This is a genomic window from Sphaerospermopsis kisseleviana CS-549, from assembly GCF_028329225.1.
Lineage (GTDB): Bacteria > Cyanobacteriota > Cyanobacteriia > Cyanobacteriales > Nostocaceae > Sphaerospermopsis > Sphaerospermopsis kisseleviana.
In genome coordinates, this window is the sequence record NZ_JAQMTI010000318.1 from 1 (window position 1) to 22,077 (window position 22,077).

Consider the following 22,077-nt stretch of genomic DNA (forward strand, 5'->3'; position numbering starts at 1 on the left):
TAAACGCTGCGATTAATTTAAAACAAGAAGCGGTCAGATTGATCGTGTTAGCCTGTGGACTAGATAGTGCCGACACTGCTAGGGTGAAACAGGAAGAAAAAGCCAACTTTTGTTAGCATTAGTTAGCTTTTTTGTATCGGCTACAGGCTAATAAAGAAAGAAATTAGTGCAAGGGTTTTGAAGAATAGATTGGAAAAACTGTGCATTTCTAAAATCTAAAATTTTCTTCCCCATCTCCCCTGCCTCCTACCTCCTGCCTACCGTTGTCCTGTGACAATATATGCAACTCGTTGTCCAATATTAGTAGCGTGATCTGCCATTCGCTCTAAACAGCGAATTGCTAGTGTTAATAGTAGAATTGGCTCAATAATCCCTGGAACATCTCGCTGGGATGCTAACATCCGATATAAATTTTCATAAGCACTATCTACAACATCATCCAAAAATTTGATACGCCGACCACTGACTTCATCTAAATCTGCTAAAGCTACTAAACTAGTTGCTAACATTGCTTGGGCATGGTCAGACATCAGCGCAATCTCTGTTAAACAAGGATGAGGTGGATAAGGAAATATTTTAATGGCTATTTCCGCTAAATCCTTGGCATAATCTCCAATACGTTCTAAGTCTCGTACTAATTGCATAAAGGCACTAAAACAACGTAACTCTTGAGGTGTAGGTGCTTGCAGTGTCATCATGGATGTACAATCTGATTCTATTTGTCTATAAAAGTGGTCAATTTTTTTATCTAATCGGGGAAGTTTCTCAGCTGCGGTTAAATCGCGATTAAATAAAGCTTGATGGCTCAGGCGAAATGATTGTTCTACCAAAGCTCCCATACGCAATATATCGCGCTCTAAACGCTTAATGCTGCGTTCAGGTTCAGGTCGTTCAAAGTTGGGATGATAAAAAACAGCTTTCACATCTTTAATCTCAAAATTTTATATATTCTTAACTATAGTCTTCACTTAGTGGGTTTGCCATGACTTGAGGCAGGTGAATTTGTATCCAAGCACCACCGGTTTCGGGATGGTTCATGGCCTTGATTGTGCCACCGTGGGCTATGATAATCTGGCGGACGATGGACAAACCTAAACCACTACCAGTAATTGCGGTTTCACTACTTTCAGGCTCATGGTGTCTGGCTTTGTCTCCTCGGTAAAATCGATCAAAGACGTGGGGTAAATCTATAGGCGCAAAACCAAGACCAGAATCAATGATATTAATTTCCAATAGTTGAGATTGATGATCGTTCATCATAAATTCACTCACAGAAATCACGTTAACTTCAATGTGAATATTAGTGTGAGGGAGGGTGTATTTAATACAGTTATCTAATAAATTGACAAATACTTGGTGAATGCGGGATTTATCAGCTTGGATGCTGATGCTTTCTAAACCGGAATAAGAAAGATTAAGATTGTGATATTGCGCTAATGGCTCTAAATTTTCCCACACTGAGAAAATCAGCGATCGCACTTCCACCGTTTCCAGATGTAACAACATGGTGGAGTTAGTTTCCATTTGTGTTAGTTCTAACCAACTTTGCACCAAATTAATCAACCGGTCAACTTCCTGCATCAAACGCTTCACCCAACGATTCAAGGGCGGATCTAAACGGCTTTGCAGGGTTTCTGCTACCAGACGAATAGAAGTGAGGGGTGTTCTCAGTTCATGAGCGAGATCAGAAAAAGAGCGATCGCGCTGCTGATTCATATCTAGCAATGGTTGGCGATTTTCTAAGAATACACCTACCTGTCCTGCTGGTAAAGGTAAACTGGTAGCCTCCAAAGCCAAAGGCTTTAACTCTAACATAGCTTTAGCATGATCACGGGAAGGGTGAAAAATCCATTCTCGCACCTGGGGTTTTTGCCAATCACGGGTTTGCTCAATTAATTGATCAAGTTCATAAGACCTTACCAACTCTAACAGTAAGCGCACCTGTCCAGGTTGCCACCTTTGCAGATGCAATATTTCCCGTGCTTGCTGATTACACCATAATAGTTGATTTTCCTCATCTACTTGCAAATATCCTAAAGGTGCAGAATCAAGCAGTTCTTGGTAGGTTTGCAATGACAACTGCAAATCTTGTTGCTGTTGCTTCACCATTGACATTTCCTGCCGTAAGCGGGGGAGTACAGGCAATGCTATTTTATAAGAATGGGAGTTTAAAGGCTGGATCACTCGCTCCAAATAACTATTGAGTTGAAACTGTTGCCAAAGCCAAAAACCAAGGCCGACTGCCAAACCCAGAAGAAATCCCAATAAGAACATTTGAGTCGTTAGTTGCTATTTAATTACTCAAAACTAACAACTATATGCACCAATTAGCCAAAACGATAGCCAAAACCTCTCACAGTCACAATATACTCTGGATGGCTGGGATCTTGCTCTAACTTTTCCCGTAACCAGCGGATATGCACATCTACTGTTTTGCTATCACCTAGAAAATCAGGTCCCCATACCTGATCTAACAATTGCTCCCGTGACCATACTCGACGAGCATAACTCATAAATAGTTCCAGCAAGCGGAATTCTTTTGGTGATAAATTTACCTCTTTTCCCCGCACCAACACCCGGCATTCTTGAGGATTCAAACTAATATCTTTATACTTGAGTACGGGTATTGATGGTAAATTACTTAAACGTTGCCGACGGAGCAGGGCGCGACATCTAGCCACCAGTTCCCGCATACTAAATGGCTTGGTTAAATAGTCATCTGCTCCTACTTCTAAACCCAGAACTCGGTCAGTTTCACTACCCTTAGCACTGAGAATCAAAATAGGTACTGAGTTACCTTGATGACGCAATAACCTGCAAATATCTAATCCATTAATTTGCGGTAGCATCAAGTCTAAAATTACCAAATCAAAAGCAGATTCTTCTGAATTGGATCCGCAATTTCTGAGATACTCTACAGCAGATCGTCCATCATTAGCAGTGATGACTTCATAACCTTCTTCTTCCAAAGCCATAACTAGCATTTCTCGGATGAGTTCTTCATCTTCTACTACTAGAATGCGGCTAGTTTGTCCAAGTTCCGCTTTAGCAGAATATTTAGTTAATTCAGTGGTATACATTGATGGCACAAGGTTTTGAGACTGTACTCGTCTTGATAATTGCTTAACTACTCATCATCTACATTGATTGCAGAGTAGCTATTTTGGGCTGATTGTATTGAATATCACAACTCAAATATATCATAAATCACATTTCCTAGCAATGAACAAGTATTTTCAACCACTTTGGTGATTTATTCTGGTTAATTGACATTCCCTCGACTAGAATTCGGGGTATTGGGTTTGCTGAAAAAGTTATCTGTGAAAGACCAGTGACAGGTGACAGTTTCAAGAGTTGCAGGACTTACGCAAAAGTGAACGAAAGTAGGGGTAATTCATGAATTACCCCTACGCAAGAATAAGGTTTTCAGTCACATCTTGCGTAAGTCATAAGTTGGATAGGAACGATTTTTTCTTTAAGTAGGAATTAAATGCAAGGTTTTTCAGTTGCCACCTCATACAAGCTTGCACTTTTTGAAAGCACTTCGGCTTACTTCGACTTACTTCGACTGCGCTCAGTACAAGTCGCTCAGTACAAGTCGCTCAGTACAAGTCAAAATAGCTAAAACCCTTTACCTGTAAAGTTTTCAGATTTATATGGCTAACGCCACGCTACGCTATCAGCAAGCCCTAAATAATGCCAGTATTTATTGCGTGGCAAGGGGTTCATCGTTTTGATAAACGCAATTTAGCATAATATGTAATGCAGAACCATCAATAATAAATAATTGATAATTATCAATTATCAATTATCAATTATCAATTATCAATTAATCTATTCTGTCTTTGGTTTTCCTAGTCCTTTTGGTGGTTGTGGTCTTTTACTTTTGGCTTTATTATTTGTTTGCGCTTTTTGGTTATTTTGATTGGAATTACTGTTTTGGTTAGACATGAGATTTATCTGTAATATTTATTTAGTGCCGATTTTATCTACATCAGCAATATCTATTATTCCCGAAATCTATCAGAGATATTACTGATGTCACCTATTTAAGCAAAGCTAGAAAAGTCCAAATTGGGTGGAATATCTTGAATACGTCCAGGACCAATGGCTTTTAAAGCTTCATTTAACAAGATATCCCCAGTATACAAAGCTTTACCCACAATTACACCTGTGACTCCTTGGAGTTCTAAAGATAATAAACTTAACAAATCGGTAACAGAACTAACACCACCAGAAGCGATGACGGGTATAGAAATTGCTGCTGCGAGTTCTCGTAATGCGTCTAAATTCGGTCCTTGTAATGTACCATCACGGTTGATGTCGGTGTAGATGATAGCTGCTGCACCTAATTCTTGCATTTGGGTAGCGAGTTGGGTAGCTAAAACTTCCGAGGTTTCTAACCAACCGCGTGTAGCAACTAAACCATTACGGGCATCTATGCCAACTATAATCTGTTGGGGAAATTCTTGACAAAGTTCTTGGACTAGCTGGGGTTGTTCGACTGCCACAGTTCCCAGGATACCCCATTGCACACCGAGATTAAATAATTGTACAACACTAGAGCGATCGCGTAAACCTCCACCAACTTCAATGGGTACTGAGACTACATTACAGATGGCTTCAATGGCTGCTAGGTTAACGATTTTACCAGCTTTTGCCCCATCTAAGTCAACTAAGTGTAATCTGGTTGCACCTTGGTCTACCCACATTTTCGCAGTTTCGGCGGGGTTTTCGCTGTATACTTGCGATTGTGCATAGTCGCCTTTATATAGGCGTACACAACGACCTTCTAATAAATCAATTGCTGGTATTACTTGCATAATTGGTGATTGGTGATTGGGTAATTAATTTTATGTTTCCCCATTATTACCTATTCCCCATTCCCACAAAAAGACTTTCTCAGCAAACCCTAAGAGGTTGTTGGAAAGTTACGCTGACGTTAACACACCCTACATTTACTGAATCTATGACTTGGCTATACTTCTCACTGGCGGCGGCTACCTTTGAATCTCTGCGAGATGTCTTTAGTAAAGTTGTGACAAATAAAGGCAATCAACCCTTAGATGAGTATTTAGTTGCCTGGGCGCTAAGGGCATTTACTCTAATTATTTATATTCCTTGGTTGTTATTATCACCTAACCCAATACCTACCATCGGGAAAGATTTTTGGTGGGCTTTGTTAGCTGATGCTACTCTATCTACTATTGGCGGCATTTTATATATGAGGGCGTTGCGTTTTGGAGATATATCTTTAACTATACCGTTAATGGGATTTTCGCCGTTATTTTTAGCGATCGCTTCTCCTTTAATTCTCAATGAGTTTCCTGCAAAATCACAACTTATAGGTATTTTATTAATCTGTTTTGGTGCATATTTTTTAAATATAAAGCCCAAGGAGAACAATTATCTCGCACCGTTAAAATCTTTGATGACTACCCAATCTTCTCAATTAATGTTAATAGTAGCTTTTCTCTGGGCTTTAACTACTTCTTTTGATAAAATTGGGGCAACAAATTCCTCACCATTATTTTTCTCAGCTTCTCTCTATTTTTGTACAGCTATCATGACTTTGCCTATTGTAATCTTATGCTCTCCTAATTGGTTTTCTAAGTTAAAAAGTAATTTCTATAAATTGGTTTTATTAGGTAGCTTAAAAGCACTTGATATGTGGTGTCATGTGATGGCGATCGCATCTACAGTAGCAGCAAATTCCGTGGCGGTAAAACAAAGCAGTTTATTGATGACTGTAGGATATGGCTATTTCCTCTTTCATGAAAAAAATATTAAACATAGATTCTTAGGTTGTATTATTATCATTGTTGGTGTATGTGTATTAAGCATTTTTTAGAGTATTTTCTAGAGTATTTTCTAGAGCGATCGCTATTAGTGTAAGTTTCTGTGGGCATATTGCGATAAATTTTAAATTTTAAGGCGATCGCCGATTGGGTGGCTCAATGAAATGTAATGTAATGCACTTTTTTAATGCTAAACTCAGATTTTGAATTATAGTAACTAAGTATTGTTTAGATGCAGTTTGAATGGAATCCAGACAAAGCGAACTCAAACTTGAAAAAGCATGGTGTTTCATTCAAGGAAGCATCTACTGTTTTTAACGATCCTTTATCTGTGACATTTCCTGACCCAGATCACTCTTTTGGCGAGGAGCGTTACGTTATCATTGGATTATCAAGTACCAATCGTATCTTGATAGTCCCTCATACAGATCGAGTAAATCGAGTTCGGATTATTAGCGCGCGAGAGGCAACCCGAAATGAAAGGAGGTTTTATGAAGATGGAGAGTAACCACGAACTAGAAGACGACTTAAGACCTGAGTATGACTTTAGCAAGATGCAGGGTGGTGTTAGAGGGAAATATGTCGAACGCTACAAGGCAGGAACGAATGTAGTGTTACTCGATCCTGATGTTGCTCAAGCATTTCCAACAAGTGAAGCGGTTAATGAAGCACTCCGGCTGCTCATGCAAATTGCCCAAAGACAGAAGCCTAACAATGCGTTGGAGCAGACCTCTCAAACGTGATCTTTAAAAGCTAAAGGTCATCTGCGGCGAGCATCCGATTGATTACTATCTATTATTATTTTCGTAGTGAGGACTTCAGTCCTCAAAGGAGGAATAAATTCCTCACTACAGTTAACTATTCAGCTAAAAACTCTCCTAAACTTGGAACATCTACCCACATTCTAGAATCATGTGATTGATGAGATAAATCCATCAATAATTGAGAATAAACCCCTTCTTTTAAAGATGGTATAATCTCCTTTTGAGTTTCAATTCCTGTCACCCATTGATCTACAACTCTTAAAAATGCACAAATTCGACCATCAGCATAATGTTGAGGAAATAATAATTGTTGAGGAATTTCCATTTCTGTTAAACTTCCCCCAACTTGAGAACCCCAAATTTTAAACCCGTGAATATAATCTTTTTGTTCTTCACTTCCTAAAACTAATGTTCCTTTATCTCCATAAACTTCTATCCAATGGGGTCGGGGTGCATGAACTACTGCACTAATAGCAATTTGACATGGTATACCATTTGTTAATTCCAGAGATATCAAACAATTATCATCTGTATTTACTGCTTTTAATTCCCCATTTACAGGATCAATTCTTTGGGAAATAGCTGTATTAAAATAAGCATTTAATTTCCTAACTGGTCCAAATAACCAGTTAATATAATCAAAAGCATGAGAACCTAAAGAACCCAATACCCCACCACCTTGATCTTTGCGAGAATACCAATTATAAGGACGGGATGTATCAGCACGAGAAGAACCTAACCAGTCAATTTTTATTAACCGAATATTTCCCACATAATTTGTATTTAACAACTGCTGAAAATATTGCCATGCAGGAATAAAGCGAAATTCAAAATCTACTGTGGCAATGACATTTTTAGTTTTGGCTAATTGATATAATTCTTTAGCTTCATTTGCGTTTAAAGTTACAGGTTTTTCTAATAACAGATGTTTACCAGCTTCTAATACCTGTTTCCCCATTTCATAATGTAAAAATGGCGGTGTGGAAATACTCACAGCGTCTACTTCTGGTAAATTGATAATTTCAGTGAAGTTATCACTAAAATGAGGAACATTATTATTTTCTGCAATGATTTTTGCTTTGTTGATATCTCGATGATAAACCGCAGTTATTTTGGTTTTGTGATGTGCTTGAAATGCGGGAATATGTACTTTTTGACCAAAACCAGTACCAACAATTGCAACCCCAATCATATTGTATCTTTGATTTATTTGCTAAATTTACCTTTTAGTATTATACTAAATATTGATACTATTAATTGTTTTAAATAAAATCCAATTTCTTATCTATGGATTTAGTATGATGAATGAAAAACAAACTATCAATCCTTGGAATTATAAACCTTGGTGGTGTCAACCTTGGTCAATTATCCTCACAGGTATCACATTAATTAGCGGTAGTTGGTTAATACTCAAACTTATATGGTTGACAATTATTGTTGCTATCCCTGTATTAAGTTGGATGGGTTTCTTTTTATTAATCTGGCCAAAATTAATGATTGAAAGCGGCATTTTAGACCAAAAAAGTAATGAGTAATGAGTAATCATCAATTACCAATTACCCATTAATTACCCATTACCCATTACCCATTACCCAGTTACCCTCCATGACTGCGGGGATCATCTTGACTATTTGTTGATACTGGGGCGGAAAATTTGGAAGTTTTACCACTCATTTGCGCGTAGGGTAGGGGAGAACCATTTACCAAAGCTTCTAAGTTGCTGGCCATGATGGAACGGGGTATGTCACCAATAGCTTCGGCTATACTTTCTCCTTGTTTACCCAAAAATACAAAGTGAGGAATACCATCTACTCGATATTTGAGCATTTCTGGCAACCATTTGTTATTATCTACATTCAGCATGACAAAGTTTAATTTGTCTGCATATTGTTGTTTGAGTTCGGCTATGTCGGGTGCCATTTTTTGGCAGACTGTACACCAATCTGCATAAAATTCTACTAAACTGGGTTTATTATTGCTAACTGCAACTTCTAAGGGTGTGGATGCAGCATCTAGTTCGGTGAGAGAAACTGAGGTTGTCTGGGTTTGCAGTCCCAAAAATAGGGCAGCACTCAGGGCGATCGCTACAATAACAATGAGGAAGTTTCTCAAACGCTTGCCCAATGTAGATTCAGGCTTGGTAGGAGCATTAAATGGTGCATCTGTACTCATAATTTATTTATTAAGACTTATTAAGCAGTTTCATCATCTAGTTTAGCAAAACTTAGTTTTTTACCCATGAAAAAACGAGTCACCCTGACTTTTCCTAAACGTGCAATTCAAATGCCTGTCACTTACCGACTGGCAAAAGATTTTAATGTTGCGGCGAATATTATCCGCGCTCAGGTGGCCCCCAATCAAATTGGTAAACTGGTAGTGGAATTATTGGGGGATATTGATCAACTAGATGCAGCTATTGAGTGGATGCGATCGCAACACATCAGTGTTTCCCATAATTTAGGTGAAATTGTCATTGATGATGATCTATGCGTTGACTGTGGTTTGTGTACTGGAGTTTGTCCAACGGAAGCTCTTTCTCTCAACCCAGATACATATCAACTTACATTTACGCGATCGCGTTGTATTGTCTGTGAACAATGTATTCCTACTTGTCCGGTACAGGCTATTTCTACCAATCTTTAAAATCTTTAAAAATGAGATTATCTGAATAATTACATATCAAATAACTAGCAGCCAATGTTGTTAAAAAGTCTATAAAATAATAGATTTCAATTTTTCGCTACTGCTATGATGCAAAAATATGATGAGATAGTGAATTGATATAACCTATGAACTTAGCCACAACACCCACAGTCAAAAGTCTAGGAGATTGTGCATACCAAGCAATCGAAAAACACTTTCACAAAACCATAAAATGGGAAAAATCAGTTAAAAAAGACGAAAATCCAGAAGCACTACACCAAATGCGTGTGGGAATGCGTCGTTTACGTACAGCAGTTAGTCGGTTTGAGCTATGTTTAAATTTACCCAAATCAGCCAGCGATAAAAATATTGGTAAAATTGCCAGAATACTAGGAAATCTCCGAGATTTGGATGTCTTAAAAGAGATACTGGAAAATAATTATAAACCACATTTACTTCCAAAGGAACAAGCATCTTTAGAGATAGCTTTTTCTACTTTAGCCAAACAACGGGAAGTTGCTTTTTCCCAGGTGCAAAAAATATTGAAAGATGAAACTTATAAATCTTTGAAAAATCATTTTCAACAATGGTTAGAAAAGCCTAGTTATCAACCATTAGCACATTTGCCAATTCAGCAAGTGCTACCAGATTTACTGTTACCTGAAGTCAGTAAATTATTATTGCATCCAGGATGGATGGTTGGTACTCAAGTTGTAAACTCAGAAGTAGTTGTACAAAGCAACTGGACACCGGAGGAGTTAGAAAAAAATCTGAAAAATCAAGGGAAAATTCTTCATGATTTGCGAAAACAAGCTAAAAGAGTTCGCTATCAAATGGAATTATTTACTGATTTATACGGTGAAGCTTTTACCACACATATTTCACAGGTAAAAAGTATCCAAGAAATTTTGGGAATGCTGCAAGATAGCATGGTTTTAAATGAGTGGCTGGAAAATATCTTTAAGTCAGAAATTAACGAGCAAATAAGTGGTCTAATAACTTTATTAGCTGTAAATCGTTACCAATTATGGCAGCAGTGGCAACCACTACAACAGCAATATTTAAAACCAGAAACGAGACAGAATTTATATTTAACAATATTGCCATCTTTATCAATTGATAATTGATAATTGATAATTGATAATTGATAATTATTAATTATTAATTATTAATTATCAACTATCAACTATCAATTGTTCATTAACCTATTAATTTCTGCCAAGTTGCAGGACCAATAATACCATCAGCAGTTAAACCATTTTGCTGTTGAAATCTCTTAATTGCCGCTTCTGTATTGCGACCATAAATACCATCTGCAACAGTACCTACACGATGTTGTATATATCTCATTACTGGTCCGGTGGTTTGATTTCCTTGCACTAATCGTTTTGATAATATCTGATTAATGGCATTCCATGTAGTGCTAGTTGCCATTCCACTGGGAATAATTCCCACAATTCTTTGAAACTTCTCTACAGCAGAAGTTGTGGATGGTCCGATGATATTATCCTCGACTAAACGCCTATTATTTCTATCAGTTATTTGTAGTCGATTTAAAGCTTGTTGCAATCTGAGAACAGAAGTATCTGTATTTTGTTCCTCATCTCGCACTATGTTTACAGGTTCTCGAACTGTGTTAACAGGGTTTGATACTGGGTTTGATACTGGGTTTGATACTGGGTTTGATGCTGGTGATACTACTTTACCAGTTAACCCTGTAACAATAGCATTGGCCATTGCTTCCCCATCATAAAGTTGCATATCTTTCGCGGAATCAATAAAGCAACATTCTATGAGAATACCTGGCATATTTGTATTTCTAAGCACATACAAATGAGAGCCGTTCTTGACACCGCGATTAAAAAATCCTAACTTGATAATTTCATCTAATACTGGTTTGGCAATTTTTCTCCCAGCATCACTCATAGCAAATACTTCTGTTCCATTAGCTTGCCCATTAAAGGCATTGAAATGAATAGAAATAAAAACATCAACTTTGTTTCTATTAGCTATATCACAACGTCTACCCAGAGATTGACTGACTGATCTGGCACTATTTGGTGTACAAGATATTGCTTCATGACCTAAGCTTTTTAACTTAGCTATAACTTTATTTCCCACCTCCATAGTTAAGTTATCTTCAAATCTAATTCCTCTAGCTCCCGTATCTGGAGGACAATTATGCCCCATATCAATTCCAAATTTCATGGTGTATCCTCAACGTACTTTCAACAGAAAAGATTTAATTAAAAAAATGGGCTTGTTTGGGATTTTTTCTAGTCAAAAACCAGAATTATGATATCACATATTATAATTGCTCAAAATCGACAGCAACTAGATATTTATGTAATCACAATGTAACTTGTAAATTTCCCAATACAGTGAAAAAAGGTAAATCCATCTTAACTTCAGTTTCAATAGGCAAATGAGATATTCTACTCTTTAGGTAGATATTCCCCCATTAGTCCGCAACAATGTTTAAGATCACAGTAAAGAAAGATTTCGTAACTGAGTGACATGAAACGTATTGTCTTAATTGCTGGTTTTGAATCGTTTAACGCTGATTTGTACCGAAAAGCGGCTTTTTTGGCTGTTTCTCGCTGTCCTGAGTTAGATATTCGCGTTTTTAGCGATCGCAATATTACCACCAACCCAGACGAGGTACAAGCCGCACTTAAAGGTGCTGATGTATTTTTTGGCAGTTTAATTTTCGATTATGACCAAGTTTTATGGTTAAGAGAACATATTGCTAACATTCCCATCCGGCTTATTTTTGAATCAGCACTAGAATTAATGAGTTTAACGAAAATAGGCGCGTTTTCTATTGGTGATAAACCTAAAGGAATGCCTAAACCTGTTAAATTCATACTCGATAAATTCAGTAATGGTAAAGAAGAAGACAAACTCGCAGGTTATATAAGTTTCTTAAAAATTGGACCAAAACTATTAAAATTCGTACCAGTACAAAAAGTCCAAGACCTCCGCAACTGGCTCATTATCTACGGTTACTGGAACGCAGGAGGAACGGAAAATGTAGCAGCTTTATTTTGGACACTTGCGGGAAAATACTTAGATTTACAAGTCGGTGATATTCCTGCACCTATCGAAACCCCCAACATGGGTTTATTACATCCCGACTATCCAGGGTATTTTACATCACCTAAAGCATATTTGGAGTGGTATGAAAAAAGGAGTCAGGAGTCAGGAGTCAGGAGTCAGGAGAAAGAAAAGAATAAAATTACCCAGTCACCAGTCCCCAGTCACCAGTCCCCAGTTATCGGAATTTTACTTTATAGAAAGCACGTCATTACAAAACAGAATTATATCCCCCAATTAATCAGAAAATTTGAAGATTCGGGTTTAATACCTTTACCAATTTTTATTAACGGAGTTGAAGGTCATGTTGCTGTGCGTGACTGGATGACAACCGACTATGAAACCCAACAAAGACAACAAGGAAATATTGAAACTCCTTCCCTTTCTTCAGCAGCAGTCAAAGTTGATGCGATCATTTCTACAATTGGGTTTCCTTTAGTTGGTGGACCTGCGGGTTCAATGGAAGCGGGAAGACAAATAGAAGTTGCAAAACGCATTTTAACTGCTAAAAATATTCCCTATATTGTCGCTGCACCTTTATTAATTCAAGATATTCATTCATGGACTCGTCAAGGAATTGGCGGTTTACAAAGTGTAGTTTTATATGCACTTCCTGAATTAGATGGGGCAATTGATACTATACCTTTAGGTGGTTTAGTTGGTGAAGATATTTATTTAGTTCCAGAAAGAGTACAAAGGTTAATTGATAGAGTTAAAAATTGGGTTTCCTTACGTCAAAAATTAGCATCAGAAAGAAAAATTGCCATAATTTTATATGGTTTTCCTCCTGGTTATGGTGCTGTAGGAACTGCTGCTTTATTAAATGTTCCTCGCAGTTTAATTAAATTACTTCATGCACTTAAAGAACAAGGTTATACAGTAGGGAAAATTCCTGAAGATGGAGAGGAATTAATTAAACAAGTAAAAGCAATAGATGAAGAAATGGAAACCTGGGAAAAAGATAAACCCTTCCCCACAGATGCTAATACTGTCAATGCTAGAAAATTAGAAAAATGGTTAGGATATCTCCGCACTTCTAAAATTGAAAAACAATGGAAATCTTTAACAGGTGCAGGAATTAAAACCTATGGCGATGAATTACATCTTGGAGGTGTAAAATTAGGAAATGTTTGGATAAGTGTTCAGCCACCTTTAGGAATACAAGGCGACCCGATGCGGTTAATGTTTGAGCGAGATTTAACTCCCCATCCTCAATATGCTGCTTTTTATAAGTGGTTGCAAAATGAATTTCAAGCTGATGCAATTGTCCATTTTGGAATGCACGGAACTGTGGAATGGTTGCCTGGTTCACCTTTAGGAAATACTGGTTATTCTTGGTCGGATATTCTGTTAGGAAATCTGCCAAATTTATATATCTATGCTGCTAATAATCCTTCAGAATCAATTTTAGCTAAACGTCGTGGTTATGGGGTTTTAATTTCTCATAATGTACCACCCTATGGTCGTGCGGGTTTATATAAGGAGTTGGTAAGTTTACGGGATTTAATCGCAGAATATCGGGAAGATCCAAAGAAGAATTATGTGCTAAAAGAAGGTATTTGTAAGAAGATTGTTGATACTGGTTTGGATGTTGATTGTCCTTTTGATGATGCGAAAAAATTGGGTATTGCTTTTACGCCGGAAAATGTCAGGATGTTTAGTGGTCATGCTTTTGATGATTATTTAATTAAGTTGTATGAGTATTTGCAGGTGTTAGAAAATCGGTTGTTTTCTTCTGGTTTACATACTTTAGGTGAAGCGCCAAGTGAGGAGGAGTTAAAGGGTTATTTGGATGCTTTTTTTGGAGAAGAGAACAAACCGCAAAGACGCGAAGAAAGAAGAGAAGAAGAAGAGAAAATAATTACAAGTTTGTTGAATCAATCTACTGATGAGTTGACGAATCTTTTGCGGGGTTTAAATGGTGAGTTTATTCCTCCTGCACCGGGTGGAGATTTGTTGAGGGATGGGGCGGGTGTGTTACCTACTGGGAGAAATATTCACGCTTTAGATCCTTATAGAATGCCTTCTCCTGCTGCTTATGAAAGAGGTAGGGAAATTGCACGGAAGATTATTGATCAGCATTTAGCAGAACATCAGAAATATCCTGAAACTGTGGCGGTTTTATTATGGGGTTTGGATGCTATTAAAACTAAGGGTGAATCTCTTGGTATTCTGTTAGAATTGGTGGGTGCTGAACCTGTGAAGGAGGGAACGGGAAGGATAGTAAGATATGATTTAAAACCTCTTTCTGATGTGGGACATCCGCGCATTGATGTGTTAGGAAATTTATCTGGTATTTTCCGTGATAGTTTTGTGAATATTATTGAATTATTGGATGATTTATTTCGACGTGCTGCGGAAGTTGATGAACCGGAAGAACAGAATTTTATTAGAAAACACGCTTTAGAATTAAAAGCGCAAGGTGTGGAAAATTCCTCAGCAAGATTGTTTTCTAACCCCTCTGGTGATTTTGGTTCTTTGGTTAATGATAGAGTGGTTGATGGTAATTGGGAAAATGGCGAGGAGTTGGGTAAAACTTGGGAAAGTCGCAATGTTTTTAGTTATGGAAGAAAGGATAAAGGACAAGCTAGGCCGGAGGTTTTGCAGACATTATTAAAAACGAGCGATCGCATTGTTCAAGAAATAGATTCTGTTGAATATGGTTTAACTGATATTCAGGAATATTATGCCAATACTGGAGGTTTAAAAAAAGCGGCTGAACAACAAAGCGGGAAAAAAGTTACAGCTAGTTTTGTGGAAAGTTTTTCTAAGGATACCACCCCTAGAAATTTAGATGATTTGTTAAGAATGGAGTACCGAACTAAGTTATTAAATCCTAAATGGGCGGAAGCAATGGCTAACCAAGGTTCTGGTGGTGCTTTTGAAATTTCCCAACGAATGACGGCTTTAATAGGTTGGGGTGGAACTGCTGATTTTCGAGATCATTGGGTTTATGAACAAGCTGCGGATACTTATGCTTTAGATGCAGAAATGGCGGAAAAGTTACGCAAAGCAAACCCGGAAGCTTTTAGAAATATTGTTAGTAGAATGTTGGAAGCACACGGGCGCGGTTTATGGAATGCTGATGGTAATAGGTTGGAAAAATTGCGTCAGTTGTATGAATTGAGTGATGAACAATTAGAAGGTGTGACAGTTTAGAAAATTCAAGATTCAAATTTTAAACTGTAGGTTGGGTTAAGCACCACGCAACCCAACACATTTACAGTACAATTAAATTGATAAATCAAATAAAAACATCATGAAATTTATCATTACTATGTTTCAAGATGAAGATGGGATGTTTATTGTTGAATGTCCCTCTATTCCTGGTTGTGTCAGTCAAGGAATAACTGAAGCAGAAGCACAGGAAAATATTCAAGAAGCTATTAGGGAATGTTTAGAAGTTAGGTTAGAAAAAGGGATGCCTTTAACAGTAATAACTCGTGAAGTGGAAGTGTATATATAATGCCATCTGTACCAATATTAAAACCTGCGGAGGTTATTAAAACTTTTACAAAACTTGGCTGGGAAGTTTCTCGTCAACGCGGAAGTCATATTATTATGACCAAAGAAGGACATCCTGCTACTCTTTCTATCCCTAATCATAATCAAGTAGCGCGGGGTACTTTACGCAGTCTTATTTCTAAAGCAGGAATAACAGTAGAAGAATTTATAGAAATGTTGGAGAATTAAGATTATGATCGTAGGTTGGATTAAGCAACGCGCAACCCAACCAAATGTTTTATCTAACAATCAGTTGACTTTAATCTAGGGTTCAAATTTGTAATTCAAACCCTGGTAAAACATCTTCCCCGGAAAGTACAGCAGAAAGTTGGACAATTTCTACAGGTTTTCCACTTCTATAAATTTCTACTTCTTTATCCTGTGGGTTAATTCACCAACCCAAACGCAAACCATTATCTATATATTCCTGCATTTTTTCTTGCAGAGTTTTCAATCTATCGGTTTCTGATCTCAGTTCAATGATAAAGTCTGGTGTAAGTGGGGGAAATTTCTTTCGTTCTTCTTCTGTTAATGCTTCCCAGCGTTCTAATTTTATCCAAGCAACATCAGGTGAACGTTTTGCACCATTGGGAAGTCGGAATATTGTTGAGGAACTAAATACTATCCCTAATTTTGTTTGGTAATTCCACAGACTGACTTTAAAATTTAAGTCGGCTTCACTACGGCCGCTTTCTCCTCCTACTGGTGGCACAATAATTAACTCTCCTTCTGCATTTAGTTCTAAGCTTACATCTTTATTGGCCATACAGAGTTGGTAAAATTGTTCATCTGTAAGGCGAATAATTGGATCTAGGTTTAAGGTGACTGTGTTCATTTAACTACTCTTAGCCTTTAAGTAATATGTTTTTTGATGTAAAAACCTCAAGTAGATTTTTTCCGTTCTAATTTTCAAGGGTTATGGATATTACAATCTTATCAAGAATCATCTGTTAAAATAATTCTATAATACAATCTCTCAATATTTCTATCAAATCTTCCTTACTCACTTTATTATCAGCAACCTGCATTGTTAATTGATATGCTTCCTCTGGTGTCATATTCAAATCATAATCATTGATATTTAAAAACGTCACCATCACATCAAAAGCTGTGCGTTTATTACCATCTACAAAAGCATGATTTTTACAAATGTGAAATAAATATGCTGCTGCTTGTTCATAAATTGTTGGATGTAATAATTCACCTCCAAAACTTACTTGAGGTTGGTAAATTGCAGAATCTAATAAACCTTTATCGCGGATACCTTCTGATCCACCATATAGGTTAATCTGTTTTTTATGTATACTTAATACATCTTCTTTATTAATGAATTTAGGATTATGCCAGTTTTCTATACACATAATCCCATTTTTTTGTAGATGCTAAAGAAATTAACATGGCTTCTGATTCTTGAGGTGTTATATCTCCTAAGTTAAAAGCATTAATTTCTTCTTCAGATAGTGCTTTAATTTGTAAACTAGCTTTAATTAGTGATTGTATCAGGTGTTTTTTTGTTTCTAAAATAAGGAAATTCTCATCCTTGATATCACTTCTATTTACCGAAAAATGTTCTGTTTTTTTGTAAAACTTGACAGCATCCAAGGTCATTCTTTTAATGGATTCTTTATCAGAATCTTCTATAAAAAAATACAAATATTTATCTAATATACCCTTGAGGATAAAATTAAGTCTTACAAAGAGTTTAATGTCTAATTCTCCCTGTTCTTTTTTTGCTTGAAATTTATCTGAAATTTTATTATAATTAGTAATTTTTTGGTACAATTCCATCAAATCATCAACACGCTGACGATACGAATCAATCATTCCTATAAGTAAAGAATATTCAGCTTTATTCAGTCCTTGATCAAAATCAGCTAATTTATCTTGAATGTTGTCAATCATCTGTTGTGGGAATGTAAAGCTGTATACCATACCTTATCTACCTTTATGGTGACATTATGTGCCTTCCTAAAACTATTTTAACTCAAAAATACATAATCTTGAGTCCTAAAATCAGTATTTTGACAAAATTGGCAATAAATCTATTATAATAAAACATAAAAATATGTACTAAACCCATTTTAATATATGATCGCAAATCACGATATTTACATCACTCCCGAACAATATTTAGCACTGGAAGAAAAAAGTCCCGTCAAACATGAATACATCAACGGTTACATCTACGCAATGGCTGGTGCGTCAGATCCTCATATTACAGTAACAGGTAATATTTTTACTCTCATTCGGAATCACATTCGTGGTAGTGGATGTCGAGTTTTTTTTACTGACATGAAAACCAGAATAGAAACCATCAATCGTTTTTACTATCCTGATGTGATGGTTACTTGTGATGAAAGAGATAAAGGATTATTAAATTATAAAAAATTCCCATGTTTAATTATTGAAATATTATCTGATTCTACAGAAGCATTTGATCGGGGTGATAAATTTAAAGACTATCAAAATATCGAAACTTTACAAGAATATGTTTTAATTGATGTCAAAAAACATCAAGTAGATTGTTTCCGACGGAATGATCAAGGTTTATGGGTATTACAATCTTATACACAATCATGTTTTGAACTGCAAAGTATTAATTTTCAGGGAAATATGAATTATTTATATGAAGATGTAAGTTTTTTGTAGTAGATATCTACCGGGCGATATTTTCCACTACCTTCAATCTACCTTAACCCAAAAACACAAGCGTATAACTTAAATCCTTGCTAAACTAAATTTACAAATGTTCATAATCATAGATAAAAACCAATCATAATATATGATTTCAACTAATACACCCTCTAAACCTAGACAAAATTCCGCATTTAAACACCTCATGTCTATCCATTGGTGGATGTCAATTGGTTATTTAATCCTATTTTTAACTGGTACAATTATGTCCAGGTTGCCAAGAGAGGTTTTTATTCGTCCTTCTCTTTACGATTTTCACAAATCAATTGGTGCTTTAACAATGGCCATTCTCACTTGGAGAATTTTAGTATTGTTGCGGGTTTGGTGGCGCAAATATACAAAAAAATTTCCTAAATTCACTACCGAATGGTTTCAAACTGTCGCCCTTCATACCAGTTTGTATATCTTTATGTGGGTTGTTCCTGTTACGGGTTTCTTACTTTCTAATTCTTTTAAAAGTAATAATGTTAAAGTTTTTGGTATTCTGTTACCTGATATGTTTCCCCAAAATTCGGCAATGGTGGAAGTCGGTAGAAGTTTACATTTTTGGTTAGCTTACACATTTTTGGCTTTTATTATTCTACACTCAATTCAACAAAAAAAAGTAGTGCGATCGCTTTGGCGTAAATTTACCAAAACTATCACACTTGGGAATAATTTATCTAGTAACTAATGACGCAAGTTTTCTGAGTTTTACAATTATCAGTTATCAGTGAGAATAGGGTATAGGAAGGAAGGAAAGCAACTCCTGACTCTTGACTCCTTACATAATTAGCTGATTATTGTTCATGTTCCTGTTGATTATTATGTATCGTGTTATCTGCTTCCAATAACCTAGACATAAATACATCTGGTTTTCTACTCATTACAGATATCACTTTATCAATAGCAATGACTTCACTGATTTTCACCACCATTTCCCACAAAGTATCTTCTTCTGTCTCTTTGTTGTGCGTTCTGTGTTTAAACCACAATAAGTCATCTACAACCCCGATAATTGTTGCCAAATACCATTTATCTCTGATTAACAACCATATCTCTTTCTCTATGTAGGTTTGCAGAATAGATTTCATGATGGTTTAGATAACAAAAACTTATTGCGCTACATAGTATGCTGATGGGACAGAAAACGCAATAGTATATTTACTTATCTTTTCGTATGAAAAATAACATTTATGTGTTAACAAAAATATGTATATTTTGAAACACTCACTGATTAGATTTAGTCCAGAAGTTGAGAAAAATCCCATATTTATTCTTTGTTAAGAATTATCAACTATCAACTATCAACTGTCAACTATCCAAGTTACTTAGTAATTGCCGAATTACATTAGCATCTTCGGCTTCAGGAACTTTAGTTAAATAAATTTGCAGATCCTCTACTGCTTGGGTAAAGTAACCAAGTTGATAATAAAGCAAACCTCTGTCTCTTAATTCTAAACTCACACCAGGAAACAACAACAAAATTCTTTCTACCACAGATAGGGTTTTTTCTAAATCTTGGCGATTTAAATAAATATACTTCAAATTTGTCAGCATCCTCGCCAAAAACTGCCGCTTACTAACCACAGCTAAAAATTCTGGTTGTAATGTCACCGATTGCTGATAAATTTGAGATAGTCTTTCTTGACAGTCTTGAGGAAACATCACCTCACCACCATTAAAAGCATCCACAAAAATCTCAATGTCTGCAATATCGGGACGGATTAAAAAATGTCCAGGCATTCCTATGCCCACCATTGGAAAGTCAATGCGTTTTCCTACCTCCATGTAAACTAACGCTAAAGTAATAGGAATCCCGGTTTTGCGTTCTATGACATCATTAAAAAAACTATTACGCGGATCATAATAATCAATTTTATTACCTGTAAAACCTAATTCATCGTATAAATACTGGTTTATACTTTGAATCATCCGCAGTGGATAGCGGGAAGATGGTAAACGCTCCTCTAAATCTGTTGCCATTGTATCTAGGGCGTTTAAGTATTCTTCTGGATCAAGATTGGGATATTCTTCCTGGGCGATATATAAAGCAGCCCTGGCCAGGTTGATAGACTCGTCAGGTTGCTGGATTTCTTGGTAAAAATATTGACGTGCTGACGAGAAGTTCATAAGCAGTAGGTATGAGGCGACATACTCTTATTTTAAGGCAATTGAGGCAGTTGGGAGCGATCGGATCTCAAAATCGTATTTTTACCAGTTGTTTCATTAGACATCTCCAGAAAAGAAATTATGGAACTTATTTATGGGGGCAGGGCGAAGCTTATGGGATATCTAGATGTCTGATTTTTCCGTTAAATTATCGCCCATAAGCTTCGCCACTACAACTTATGACAAATTAATACATTCTATTGTGGAGATGTCTATTACTTGATCATGTATGATCAACATATACCAAATATACTAAAATAAGATTTTTGTCTAGTTCTCCACATCTGTCAACTTATGAAATTACCTGACTTAAACACTGAAACTATAGATCGTATTATCGAAATGGCTTGGGAAGATAGAACCCCATTTGAAGCTATAGAAGCACAATTTGGACTTTTAGAAAAACAGGTAATTGCCTTGATGAGAAGAGAAATGAAATCTTCTAGTTTCCAGATGTGGAGAGAAAGAGTTACTCAACGCAAAACTAAACATCTGCAAAAGCGAGAATTTATTGCAGGTAGGTTTAAATCCCAAAATCAAAGAACATGAAATACAGCTTTAAAAGGGGGGGTTGTGGTTATCTTCGCGGTTTTGAAACCTTAACCGAAAATAGTTGTATCATATACCCTATTTCATTTCCTGACTAATTAAATCAATTATTTCTAAAATATTCCTACAAACACTTGCATAAACATTAGTTTCTTGCTCGATATGGACATGATGAGGAAAAGTTGGTAAGTTGGGAAAATGCTCTACATTATCCCATCTTTTTCTTAACTGGGTTCTAGTACCATCCATCCATTGATAGCGATAGGTTTCTGTAATACATTTATCTCCCTGTACTTTAAAAAATTCCACCACTTCTAAAAAGTCACCATTCGTTAAATTCAATCTTGCCCGAAAATAACCTTGATCAGATAATGCTCTTTCTTTGACAATATCAATTTGAGCAATTATCGAACTGGTAATTAGTTTAGCTTTTATTTCTGTAAAATAATCCTCAACAATCATATTCAAATTAAGATTGAAGTAACGCTAAACGACTTTGTAAATCAGACCACATTTGATAAAAAGCACTCCATTCCACAAAATCTACTTCATCTCCTAATTGACCTGCTTTAAATTGCTGATAAAACTCCGCAGATGATAATTGATACTGTTGTTCAAATACTTGCAAATCTGTTTCTAATTCTCTGATTTGCTGTTTAATATGTTCTCTTTCTTGATGAATAATTTTTCTAAGTGATGAAGCTAAAATATCACTATATCCTCCTTGTTGAGACAGTGTTTCTAGGACTTTTAATTGATTGATTATTTCTGTTTGAGTTGTCATGATTAATAAAACTCCAAATATATAAGGGTTTAGCAATGCTAAACCCCTATCTAATAATTTTTAATTATAGTTCTTCCTTATCTCCATAATCATA

The 22,077-nt window shown here is 36.2% G+C and carries 25 protein-coding genes and 1 pseudogene; 12 read left to right on the top strand and 14 right to left on the bottom strand.

Annotated features, from left to right (window positions below; translation table 11 throughout):
* Positions 1 to 257: 257 nt before the first annotated feature.
* From phoU to hisA, 4 genes are all read right to left on the bottom strand, one after another.
* A complete protein-coding gene (phoU, locus tag PN497_RS24355; protein WP_096572007.1) occupies positions 258 to 923 on the bottom strand; it encodes a phosphate signaling complex protein PhoU in 666 nt (221 codons plus the stop codon).
* Between the two features lie 28 nt (positions 924 to 951).
* The gene (locus PN497_RS24360) at positions 952 to 2,274 is read right to left on the bottom strand and encodes a sensor histidine kinase (protein WP_096572006.1); all 1,323 of its coding nucleotides are present in this window, start codon (positions 2,272 to 2,274) and stop codon (positions 952 to 954) included.
* 53 nt (positions 2,275 to 2,327) lie between these two features.
* Positions 2,328 to 3,080: a winged helix-turn-helix domain-containing protein gene (locus tag PN497_RS24365; protein ID WP_096572005.1), complete on the bottom strand. Its 753-nt coding sequence runs from the start codon at positions 3,078 to 3,080 to the stop codon at positions 2,328 to 2,330.
* A gap of 969 nt (positions 3,081 to 4,049) precedes the next feature.
* On the bottom strand, positions 4,050 to 4,823 hold the full coding sequence (hisA, locus tag PN497_RS24370; protein WP_096572004.1) for a 1-(5-phosphoribosyl)-5-[(5-phosphoribosylamino)methylideneamino]imidazole-4-carboxamide isomerase: 774 nt from the start codon (positions 4,821 to 4,823) through the stop codon (positions 4,050 to 4,052).
* Between the two features lie 5 nt (positions 4,824 to 4,828).
* On the opposite strand from hisA, the gene PN497_RS24375 reads away from it, so the two are divergent.
* From PN497_RS24375 to PN497_RS24385, 3 genes are all read left to right on the top strand, one after another.
* Positions 4,829 to 5,851 carry a DMT family transporter gene (locus PN497_RS24375; RefSeq protein ID WP_096572003.1) on the top strand — a complete coding sequence of 341 codons (1,023 nt, stop codon included), beginning with the start codon at positions 4,829 to 4,831 and terminating at the stop codon, positions 5,849 to 5,851.
* A gap of 179 nt (positions 5,852 to 6,030) precedes the next feature.
* Positions 6,031 to 6,306, top strand: a complete 276-nt coding sequence (locus tag PN497_RS24380; RefSeq protein WP_096572002.1) for a BrnT family toxin — start codon at positions 6,031 to 6,033, stop codon at positions 6,304 to 6,306.
* On the top strand, positions 6,290 to 6,541 hold the full coding sequence (locus tag PN497_RS24385; RefSeq protein ID WP_190347993.1) for a hypothetical protein: 252 nt from the start codon (positions 6,290 to 6,292) through the stop codon (positions 6,539 to 6,541). Before PN497_RS24380 ends, PN497_RS24385 begins: the two co-directional genes overlap by 17 nt.
* A 115-nt stretch (positions 6,542 to 6,656) precedes the next feature.
* Here PN497_RS24385 and PN497_RS24390 read toward each other — a convergent pair whose 3' ends face one another.
* The gene (locus PN497_RS24390) at positions 6,657 to 7,754 is read right to left on the bottom strand and encodes a Gfo/Idh/MocA family protein (protein ID WP_096572000.1); all 1,098 of its coding nucleotides are present in this window, start codon (positions 7,752 to 7,754) and stop codon (positions 6,657 to 6,659) included.
* 109 nt (positions 7,755 to 7,863) lie between these two features.
* On the opposite strand from PN497_RS24390, the gene PN497_RS24395 reads away from it, so the two are divergent.
* Positions 7,864 to 8,097 (top strand): DUF6737 family protein, encoded by a 234-nt coding sequence (locus PN497_RS24395; RefSeq protein WP_096571999.1) that lies wholly within the window; start codon positions 7,864 to 7,866, stop codon positions 8,095 to 8,097.
* A 61-nt stretch (positions 8,098 to 8,158) separates the two neighbouring features.
* Here the strand turns inward: PN497_RS24395 and PN497_RS24400 are convergent, their stop codons facing one another.
* Entirely contained in the window at positions 8,159 to 8,734 is a 576-nt protein-coding gene (locus PN497_RS24400) for a thioredoxin family protein (RefSeq protein ID WP_096571998.1), read from the bottom strand.
* Between the two features lie 66 nt (positions 8,735 to 8,800).
* On the opposite strand from PN497_RS24400, the gene PN497_RS24405 reads away from it, so the two are divergent.
* On the top strand, positions 8,801 to 9,205 hold the full coding sequence (locus PN497_RS24405) for an NIL domain-containing protein (protein ID WP_096571997.1): 405 nt from the start codon (positions 8,801 to 8,803) through the stop codon (positions 9,203 to 9,205).
* 146 nt (positions 9,206 to 9,351) lie between these two features.
* Entirely contained in the window at positions 9,352 to 10,332 is a 981-nt protein-coding gene (locus PN497_RS24410; protein WP_096571996.1) for a CHAD domain-containing protein, read from the top strand.
* A gap of 73 nt (positions 10,333 to 10,405) precedes the next feature.
* Here the strand turns inward: PN497_RS24410 and PN497_RS24415 are convergent, their stop codons facing one another.
* A complete protein-coding gene (locus PN497_RS24415) occupies positions 10,406 to 11,413 on the bottom strand; it encodes an N-acetylmuramoyl-L-alanine amidase (RefSeq protein ID WP_096571995.1) in 1,008 nt (335 codons plus the stop codon).
* 309 nt (positions 11,414 to 11,722) lie between these two features.
* Here PN497_RS24415 and bchH point away from each other — a divergent pair, with 309 nt between their 5' ends.
* The 3 genes from bchH (at position 11,723) to PN497_RS24430 (ending at position 15,994) form a co-directional block, all read left to right on the top strand.
* Positions 11,723 to 15,460 (top strand): magnesium chelatase subunit H, encoded by a 3,738-nt coding sequence (gene bchH, locus PN497_RS24420; protein ID WP_096571994.1) that lies wholly within the window; start codon positions 11,723 to 11,725, stop codon positions 15,458 to 15,460.
* Positions 15,461 to 15,560: 100 nt separating this feature from the next.
* Complete coding sequence (locus PN497_RS24425) at positions 15,561 to 15,767, top strand: type II toxin-antitoxin system HicB family antitoxin (RefSeq protein WP_096571993.1); 207 nt, start codon at positions 15,561 to 15,563, stop codon at positions 15,765 to 15,767.
* Complete coding sequence (locus PN497_RS24430; RefSeq protein ID WP_272111000.1) at positions 15,767 to 15,994, top strand: type II toxin-antitoxin system HicA family toxin; 228 nt, start codon at positions 15,767 to 15,769, stop codon at positions 15,992 to 15,994. Before PN497_RS24425 ends, PN497_RS24430 begins: the two co-directional genes overlap by 1 nt.
* Before the next feature lie 82 nt (positions 15,995 to 16,076).
* On the opposite strand, the pseudogene PN497_RS24435 reads toward PN497_RS24430, so the two are convergent.
* The 3 genes and pseudogenes from PN497_RS24435 to PN497_RS24445 all read right to left on the bottom strand — a co-directional run bounded on the left by PN497_RS24435 (position 16,077) and on the right by PN497_RS24445 (position 17,707).
* Positions 16,077 to 16,640, bottom strand: a pseudogene (locus PN497_RS24435) (Uma2 family endonuclease).
* Positions 16,641 to 16,755: 115 nt separating this feature from the next.
* Positions 16,756 to 17,166 carry a type II toxin-antitoxin system death-on-curing family toxin gene (locus PN497_RS24440; protein WP_096571991.1) on the bottom strand — a complete coding sequence of 137 codons (411 nt, stop codon included), beginning with the start codon at positions 17,164 to 17,166 and terminating at the stop codon, positions 16,756 to 16,758.
* Positions 17,144 to 17,707, bottom strand: coding sequence for a hypothetical protein (locus PN497_RS24445; RefSeq protein ID WP_096571990.1), 564 nt, complete (start codon positions 17,705 to 17,707; stop codon positions 17,144 to 17,146). The genes PN497_RS24440 and PN497_RS24445 overlap by 23 nt, the downstream gene beginning before the upstream one ends.
* Positions 17,708 to 17,893: 186 nt before the next feature.
* On the opposite strand from PN497_RS24445, the gene PN497_RS24450 reads away from it, so the two are divergent.
* Positions 17,894 to 18,454 (top strand): Uma2 family endonuclease, encoded by a 561-nt coding sequence (locus PN497_RS24450; RefSeq protein ID WP_096571989.1) that lies wholly within the window; start codon positions 17,894 to 17,896, stop codon positions 18,452 to 18,454.
* A gap of 133 nt (positions 18,455 to 18,587) precedes the next feature.
* A complete protein-coding gene (locus PN497_RS24455) occupies positions 18,588 to 19,172 on the top strand; it encodes a cytochrome b (protein ID WP_096571988.1) in 585 nt (194 codons plus the stop codon).
* 106 nt (positions 19,173 to 19,278) lie between these two features.
* On the opposite strand, the gene PN497_RS24460 is transcribed toward PN497_RS24455, so the two are convergent.
* On the bottom strand, positions 19,279 to 19,572 hold the full coding sequence (locus PN497_RS24460; RefSeq protein WP_096571987.1) for a hypothetical protein: 294 nt from the start codon (positions 19,570 to 19,572) through the stop codon (positions 19,279 to 19,281).
* A 220-nt stretch (positions 19,573 to 19,792) separates the two neighbouring features.
* Positions 19,793 to 20,611: a SirB1 family protein gene (locus PN497_RS24465; RefSeq protein WP_096571986.1), complete on the bottom strand. Its 819-nt coding sequence runs from the start codon at positions 20,609 to 20,611 to the stop codon at positions 19,793 to 19,795.
* 333 nt (positions 20,612 to 20,944) lie between these two features.
* Between PN497_RS24465 and PN497_RS24470 the strand changes: the two genes are divergently transcribed.
* On the top strand, positions 20,945 to 21,199 hold the full coding sequence (locus PN497_RS24470; RefSeq protein WP_096571985.1) for a TIGR03643 family protein: 255 nt from the start codon (positions 20,945 to 20,947) through the stop codon (positions 21,197 to 21,199).
* Positions 21,200 to 21,277: 78 nt separating this feature from the next.
* On the opposite strand, the gene PN497_RS24475 is transcribed toward PN497_RS24470, so the two are convergent.
* Positions 21,278 to 21,661: a toxin-antitoxin system TumE family protein gene (locus PN497_RS24475; protein WP_096571984.1), complete on the bottom strand. Its 384-nt coding sequence runs from the start codon at positions 21,659 to 21,661 to the stop codon at positions 21,278 to 21,280.
* A 7-nt stretch (positions 21,662 to 21,668) separates the two neighbouring features.
* Positions 21,669 to 21,983 carry a hypothetical protein gene (locus tag PN497_RS24480; RefSeq protein ID WP_096571983.1) on the bottom strand — a complete coding sequence of 105 codons (315 nt, stop codon included), beginning with the start codon at positions 21,981 to 21,983 and terminating at the stop codon, positions 21,669 to 21,671.
* Between the last annotated feature and the right edge of the window lie 94 nt (positions 21,984 to 22,077).

What these genes read in the sequence shown, in the direction of transcription:
- bchH (WP_096571994.1), top strand. Translation starts at nt 11,723, where the DNA reads ATGAAACGTATTGTCTTAATTGCTGGTTTTGAATCGTTTAACGCTGAT.
- PN497_RS24480 (WP_096571983.1), bottom strand. Translation starts at nt 21,983, where the DNA reads ATGACAACTCAAACAGAAATAATCAATCAATTAAAAGTCCTAGAAACA.
- PN497_RS24445 (WP_096571990.1), bottom strand. Translation starts at nt 17,707, where the DNA reads ATGATTGACAACATTCAAGATAAATTAGCTGATTTTGATCAAGGACTG.
- PN497_RS24410 (WP_096571996.1), top strand. Translation starts at nt 9,352, where the DNA reads ATGAACTTAGCCACAACACCCACAGTCAAAAGTCTAGGAGATTGTGCA.
- PN497_RS24475 (WP_096571984.1), bottom strand. Translation starts at nt 21,661, where the DNA reads ATGATTGTTGAGGATTATTTTACAGAAATAAAAGCTAAACTAATTACC.
- PN497_RS24425 (WP_096571993.1), top strand. Translation starts at nt 15,561, where the DNA reads ATGAAATTTATCATTACTATGTTTCAAGATGAAGATGGGATGTTTATT.
- PN497_RS24380 (WP_096572002.1), top strand. Translation starts at nt 6,031, where the DNA reads ATGCAGTTTGAATGGAATCCAGACAAAGCGAACTCAAACTTGAAAAAG.
- PN497_RS24470 (WP_096571985.1), top strand. Translation starts at nt 20,945, where the DNA reads ATGAAATTACCTGACTTAAACACTGAAACTATAGATCGTATTATCGAA.
- PN497_RS24465 (WP_096571986.1), bottom strand. Translation starts at nt 20,611, where the DNA reads ATGAACTTCTCGTCAGCACGTCAATATTTTTACCAAGAAATCCAGCAA.
- PN497_RS24390 (WP_096572000.1), bottom strand. Translation starts at nt 7,754, where the DNA reads ATGATTGGGGTTGCAATTGTTGGTACTGGTTTTGGTCAAAAAGTACAT.
- PN497_RS24395 (WP_096571999.1), top strand. Translation starts at nt 7,864, where the DNA reads ATGAATGAAAAACAAACTATCAATCCTTGGAATTATAAACCTTGGTGG.
- PN497_RS24385 (WP_190347993.1), top strand. Translation starts at nt 6,290, where the DNA reads ATGAAGATGGAGAGTAACCACGAACTAGAAGACGACTTAAGACCTGAG.
- hisA (WP_096572004.1), bottom strand. Translation starts at nt 4,823, where the DNA reads ATGCAAGTAATACCAGCAATTGATTTATTAGAAGGTCGTTGTGTACGC.
- PN497_RS24365 (WP_096572005.1), bottom strand. Translation starts at nt 3,080, where the DNA reads ATGTATACCACTGAATTAACTAAATATTCTGCTAAAGCGGAACTTGGA.
- PN497_RS24460 (WP_096571987.1), bottom strand. Translation starts at nt 19,572, where the DNA reads ATGAAATCTATTCTGCAAACCTACATAGAGAAAGAGATATGGTTGTTA.
- PN497_RS24415 (WP_096571995.1), bottom strand. Translation starts at nt 11,413, where the DNA reads ATGAAATTTGGAATTGATATGGGGCATAATTGTCCTCCAGATACGGGA.
- PN497_RS24400 (WP_096571998.1), bottom strand. Translation starts at nt 8,734, where the DNA reads ATGAGTACAGATGCACCATTTAATGCTCCTACCAAGCCTGAATCTACA.
- PN497_RS24430 (WP_272111000.1), top strand. Translation starts at nt 15,767, where the DNA reads ATGCCATCTGTACCAATATTAAAACCTGCGGAGGTTATTAAAACTTTT.
- PN497_RS24450 (WP_096571989.1), top strand. Translation starts at nt 17,894, where the DNA reads ATGATCGCAAATCACGATATTTACATCACTCCCGAACAATATTTAGCA.
- PN497_RS24360 (WP_096572006.1), bottom strand. Translation starts at nt 2,274, where the DNA reads ATGTTCTTATTGGGATTTCTTCTGGGTTTGGCAGTCGGCCTTGGTTTT.
- PN497_RS24440 (WP_096571991.1), bottom strand. Translation starts at nt 17,166, where the DNA reads ATGTGTATAGAAAACTGGCATAATCCTAAATTCATTAATAAAGAAGAT.
- PN497_RS24405 (WP_096571997.1), top strand. Translation starts at nt 8,801, where the DNA reads ATGAAAAAACGAGTCACCCTGACTTTTCCTAAACGTGCAATTCAAATG.
- PN497_RS24455 (WP_096571988.1), top strand. Translation starts at nt 18,588, where the DNA reads ATGATTTCAACTAATACACCCTCTAAACCTAGACAAAATTCCGCATTT.